Raw genomic sequence first — 3,958 nt, 5'->3', positions numbered from 1 at the left:
GACGAAGGAAGGGGGGGGGTGGGGGGAAAGGTACGGGGGAGCAGGAAAACGGGGGAGCGAGGAAGGCGCCGGTTCGAGGTGGCCCGCGGGGGACGCGGCCACAGCGGACCGGCGCTTTCACATCTGCGCTTGGGGTGTCTTCGGCGGCAGCGCTCAGGGCGTGCCCTCAGCGGCAGCCGCTCACCCGTCCCTGGAGCAGCCGGGACAGCGCCGCGTGGACATCGTCCAGGGAGCGTTCCGGCTGGAAGGACTTCCAGTCCAGCGCGGCCACCAGGACCATGCCGACCAGCGCGGCCGCCGTCAGCGGGACGTCGATCTCGTCGCTGAACTCGCCGCCCGCCACACCCGCGCGCAGCACGTCCTCCACGACCGCGACGGCCTGCTGCCGGACCACCATCAGCGTCGACTGCCAGGCCCGGTTCGTGCGCCACAGCTCGGCCACGTACAACTGCGTGAAGGCCGGGTAGCGGTCGATGAAGACCAGCCCCGCGCGGACCATCGCGTCCAGGGCGTCGACCTTGGTGCCGCCCTCGCGGGCGGTCCCCTCGGCCGCTTCCCGCAGGGAGGCGGTGAGGAGGCCGACCCCGTGCCGCAGCAGTTCCTCGAAGAGGACGGACTTGCTCGCGAAGTTGTAGTAGACCGTGCCCTTGGCGACTCCGGCACGCTCGGCGATCTCGTCCACGGTCGTGGCGGAGAAGCCCTGCTCGGCGATGAGCGTGACGGCCGCCTCGTAGAGCTTCTGCCGGGTGGCCTCGCGGCGCGTGCTGCCGCCCGACGCGGCACTGCTGCTTTCCATGGCCCTGATTGTCACAGGAACCTTTCCGGGAGATGTCACCGAAGGGCTCACCGGGGACGTCACCGAAGCGCTCACAGGCTCAGCTCCGGGTGCAGCCGGTCCAGCGTCCACACCTGGCGGCGGCGGGCCGCCACGGCGGTCAGCGCGAGGGCACCGGCGGTGAACGCCGTCAGCACCACGCACGCGTGCCACACCGGTTCCAGACCGCCGCCCGTGATGAGCCTGCGCAGCGCCTCCACGACGTAGCTCATCGGCAGGAACGGGTGGAGCGCGTTGAAGAAGCCGGGGCTGGTCTGCACCGGGTAGGTGCCGCCCGCCGAGGTCAGCTGGAGCATCAGCAGGGCGAGGACGAGGATCCGGCCCGCCGCCCCGAAGCGCGCGTTCAGCCACTGAACGATCGCCGCGAAGCACGCCGTCACCAGGAACAGGAAGCCCACCGTCCCGGCCGCCCGCGCCATCTCCAGGCCGACCGCCCAGTGCAGCACCGACATCAGCGCCACCGTCTGGAGCACCCCGATCGCCACCACCGGCAGCCAGCCGGCCAGCGCGATCCGCCATGCCGGGGCGCCCGCGGCGAGCGCGCGCCGGTTCATCGGCGCGATCAGCATGTAGGCCACCATCGCACCGACCCACAGCGACAGCGGGATGAAGTACGGGGCGAACCCGGTGCCGTAGTTGGGCGCGTTGTGCAGGTCCTGGGAGGCGAGCCGCACGGGGTCGGCCATGACCTCGGTGCGCTGGTCGCGGTCCTGCTTGTCGTAGTCGGGGATCCGCTCCGCCCCGTCGTGCAGCCCGCCGGCGAGCTTGCCGGAGCCGTCGACGAGCTTGAACATGCCGCCGCTGAGGTCGTCCGCGCCCGTCTTCAGCTTGCCGACGCCCTTGTTCAGGTCGACGGCGCCGGTCCTGGCCGTGCCGAGCCCCTTGTGCAGCTTCTTCGCGCCGGCGGCGACCCGGGCCGCCCCGTCGTTCAGCTTGTTGATCTTCTTGACGGCGTCGTCGAGGTCCTCGGAGAGGTGCGGCGCGCGGTCGGCGAGGGCCTCGGACTGCTTCTGGAGGGCGGCGAGGTTCTTGTCGAGCTTCGTCAGATCGCCGTTCTGGTCCGCGATCAGCGTGTTGACGTCGCCGGCGATGACGGCCGCGTCGGCCGCCGCGTCCTTCGCCTTCTTCAGGTCGCCACAGGCGGCGTCGGGCAGGACGGGGTCGTCGCAGCGCCTGGCGTAGACGGCGTTCAGCGTGTCCGACGCCGTACGGGCGCCCTTGGCGGCGGTCGGAGCCGTCTTCGCCAGGGTGTCCAGGTGCTCGCGGATCACACCGGAGGAGTCGGCGACGAGCCGGGCCGTGTCGGCGATGGTCTTCTCGTTGCCCTTGAGGAAGGGGCCGACCTCGCCGGCGGTCGCGTTGACCCGGTCGGCGAGCTTCTGCGTGCCGTCCGCGACCTGCTTCGAGCCGTCCTCCAGGTCGCCCGCGCCCGTGTGGAGCTTCTTCAGGCCCGTGGACAGCTTGCCGCTGCCGTCCTTGGCGTCCCTCAGGCCGTCGGCGAGGTCCTTGGAGCCCTTCTCGGCCTTGCCGATGCCGCCCTTGAGCTGGTCGGCGCCCTTCGCCGCCTTCACGGTCTTGCCGTGGATGTCGGAGAACGAGACGAAGATCTTGTCCAGGAAGGACCGCGACGTCTTCGTGGACGCGGCCTGGCGCACCTCGCTGAACACCGTCCGGGAGATCTGCCCGACGATGTAGTTGTTCGCGTCGTTCGTGCGCACCTGGAGGGCACCGGTCTCCGGGGAGTTCCCGGAGGTGGAGGCGATCCGCTCGCTGAAGTCGGCGGGCATGGTGAGCGACAGGTAGTAGGTGCCGTCCTCGACGCCCCGGCGGGCCTCGGCGGCGCTCACCTCCTGCCAGTCGAAGGTCTTGCTGTCGCGCAGGCCCTTCGTGATGTCGTCGCCCGCCGTGATCTTCTTCCCGTCGGCGGTCGCCCCCTTGTCGTCGTTCACGAGCGCCACGGGGATACGGTCCAGACGGCCGTACGGGTCCCAGAACGACCACAGGTACAGCGCGCCGTACAGCAACGGCAGCACCAGCAGCGCGACCAGCGCGGCGCGCGGCAGCTTGCCCCGGCCGAAACGGCGGAGCTCAAGCGCGGCCAGTCTCGGCGAACGCATCGGCCTTCTCCTCTCCCTGGGCGGCCTCTTCGTCCTCGGCGGCCGGGTCGTCCTGGTTGACCTCGGTGGACACCCTGACGGCGCCCTCGGGGGCCTCGCTGCACACCGCCACGACCGTCGTCCCCGCGTCGGCGAGAGACCTGAGCAGCGACCAGATCTCGTCCCGCTCGCCGTCGGAGAGCTTGAGGTCGGTGTCGTCGACCCCGATCAGCCGGGGCCGGCCGACGAGCGCGAGGGCGAGGGACAGCCGCAGCGCCTCCAGGCGGTCCAGATCGCGCACGGCGGTACGGGGGCCCTTGGGCAGCGCCTCCAGGTCGAGGCCCACGGCCGCCAGGGCCGCGTCGACGCGCCGCCCGGCCTCGGCCGCCCGCTCGCCGCGAGGCCGCAGCAGCCCGCGCAGGGAGTCGCCGAACCGCCGCTGGAGCAGTGCCCGTTCCCGCAGGTGCTCGCCGACGGTCAGGGCCGGATCGAGCTCGCTGACCCCGGGCACATGGGCCAGGGCACTGATCCGGCGCACCGCCGACAACTGCTTGGGAAGCCTGGCCTCGCCGACGGTGGCGGTGCCCTCCGCGATCTTCATCCGTCCCGTCAGCGCGAGCAGCAGGCACGTCCGGCCGGACCCGGACGGGCCCTCGACCGCCACGAGCGATCCCGGCTCGGCGTCGACGGAGATCCCGCGGAACACCCACCCGCGCGGCCCTTTCACTCCAAGGCCCGCGGCGGCGATCCGCGCCCCTCCCACTCGTTCCCCCACGAGTCTCCCTCGTTCTGTCGGAAATTTGAACTGACTGGTCAGTGCAAAAACTACTCCGAACCTACGATCGAAGCAAAACTGCAGGTCAGAACGGATTGTCAGTGCCATACCTCACGATGGGTCACATACGGCACTCCTTGCCGGACGTGCCGTCACACAGACGACAGGAGGTTCGTCATGGCCAGCTACCACGCAGCAGCCGCCCGCCGGCGCCGCGCCTCCGGCCCTGCCCCCTCACTGACCGGCCCGGCG

The 3,958-nt window shown here is 71.2% G+C and carries 3 protein-coding genes; all 3 read right to left on the bottom strand.

Annotated elements, in window-relative coordinates:
- Positions 1 to 166 precede the first annotated feature (166 nt).
- On the bottom strand, positions 167 to 796 hold the full coding sequence (locus CCL05_RS43450) for a TetR/AcrR family transcriptional regulator (RefSeq protein WP_086565918.1): 630 nt from the start codon (positions 794 to 796) through the stop codon (positions 167 to 169).
- 71 nt (positions 797 to 867) lie between these two features.
- Positions 868 to 2,952, bottom strand: a complete 2,085-nt coding sequence (locus CCL05_RS43445; protein WP_086565917.1) for a YhgE/Pip domain-containing protein — start codon at positions 2,950 to 2,952, stop codon at positions 868 to 870.
- Positions 2,924 to 3,706, bottom strand: a complete 783-nt coding sequence (locus tag CCL05_RS43440) for an ATP-binding cassette domain-containing protein (protein ID WP_425276002.1) — start codon at positions 3,704 to 3,706, stop codon at positions 2,924 to 2,926. The genes CCL05_RS43445 and CCL05_RS43440 overlap by 29 nt, the downstream gene beginning before the upstream one ends.
- Positions 3,707 to 3,958: the final 252 nt, after the last annotated feature.

Origin of the sequence: Streptomyces africanus (genome assembly GCF_002150735.1) — a bacterium.
GTDB lineage: Bacteria > Actinomycetota > Actinomycetes > Streptomycetales > Streptomycetaceae > Streptomyces > Streptomyces africanus.
The sequence above is the reverse complement of the archived record's forward strand: the minus strand, read 5'-3'. Positions and strand labels throughout refer to the sequence as shown.

What these genes read in the sequence shown, in the direction of transcription:
- CCL05_RS43450 (WP_086565918.1), bottom strand. Translation starts at nt 796, where the DNA reads ATGGAAAGCAGCAGTGCCGCGTCGGGCGGCAGCACGCGCCGCGAGGCC.
- CCL05_RS43445 (WP_086565917.1), bottom strand. Translation starts at nt 2,952, where the DNA reads ATGCGTTCGCCGAGACTGGCCGCGCTTGAGCTCCGCCGTTTCGGCCGG.